Here is a 1,234-nt window from a genome sequence, read left to right as displayed (position 1 = left end):
ATTCATGTTACTCCGAGGGATGTATGCGGCTAACTGATTTAAAGCAACTGTATTATTTTAGTCTGGTGTATCAAGAACAAAATCTCAGTAAAGCCGCGAATAAAGCGTTTATTACCCAATCGGCATTATCTCAACAATTGATTAAACTGGAGCAGCATTACGGCATCGCATTATTTGAGCGACGTCAATCACATATGTTGCCTACCGAATTTGCCGAACATATCTACCCACAAGTCAGCCAATTAATCCGCGATGCCGATGCGCTGGAAAAAATCGTTCGTCATTATCACGGTGGCAATCAGCAACAAATTCGTATCGGCATGGTGCAATCGGTTGAACCGGTGATCAATAACCTGCTGCGTTATACCCTCAGCCAACCAGCGCTCAGCATGACCATTACCGAAGCGCCGGTCGCTCATCTGTTGGCTGAACTGACCGAACATAAGCTGGATATGGTGATTGGACAGGCCGATCCGGCGCTACCACCGAATATTGAAAAACAACCGTTTTGCGATGATGAACTGATGGTGGTGCTTCCGCCCTCACACCCATTGGCTACCCACAAAGAAATTTGTGTGCAGCAGCTGCGCGACCAGCATCTGATTTTATTGCCTGAGCCGCACATTACCCACAGCACATTACTGAATCTGGCCAGTGAGCAAGATATCGCACTGAAAATTACCGCCACCTTAAGCCAAATCACCGCTATCTTGGCGGCGGTCAACAGCCGTCTAGGACTAACAGTCTTACCAGCCACCGCCATGCAGCTGCAACCAGATACACAACTCATTTGGCGACGCTTAGCCGATGTGTATGAACGGCAACCGATTTGGATTTATTACCACGGCGGACAGAGCCAAGATATCGTGCTGCAAAATCTGATTAATTCCCTGCTGACACCTTGCTGCTGCTAAATTCATCGCACACCGATGCGGCTCGATAGCCGCATCATTAAGTGACTAACAGGTCGGTTAACCGGCCTGTATCAGTGAGCGGTCACTTCGGCGCTGGCAGTAGCACGCCAAGGCATACAATAGCGCCAACATCGCTAACGCATAACCGCTGTGCCAACCGATAGCCAGCAGCATCAGCACGCACAGTCCCGCCCCCAGCAGCGCCGACCAACGCACCCAGCCTTGCAATAACACCACGCCAGCCAGCATGGATAGCAAGTAAATCAACACAAAAATCCCGTTGGCATAGATGATCAGCTCAGATAATGACACCCCAAGCC

1 protein-coding gene and 1 pseudogene are annotated in these 1,234 nt (G+C 49.8%); one reads left to right on the top strand and one right to left on the bottom strand.

The annotated features are described in order from the left end of the window. The coding region (locus ACRC27_RS05250; protein WP_438639357.1) for a LysR family transcriptional regulator at positions 1-914 on the top strand (914 nt) is incomplete at its 5' end. A gap of 57 nt (positions 915-971) precedes the next feature. On the opposite strand, the pseudogene ACRC27_RS05245 reads toward ACRC27_RS05250, so the two are convergent. Beyond that, positions 972-1,234 (bottom strand): annotated as a pseudogene (locus ACRC27_RS05245) (hypothetical protein); the annotation flags it as partial.

This window comes from Plesiomonas sp., assembly GCF_051650925.1.
GTDB lineage: Bacteria > Pseudomonadota > Gammaproteobacteria > Enterobacterales > CAMTGL01 > Plesiomonas.
This window is presented reverse-complemented; position numbering and strand designations above follow the sequence as displayed.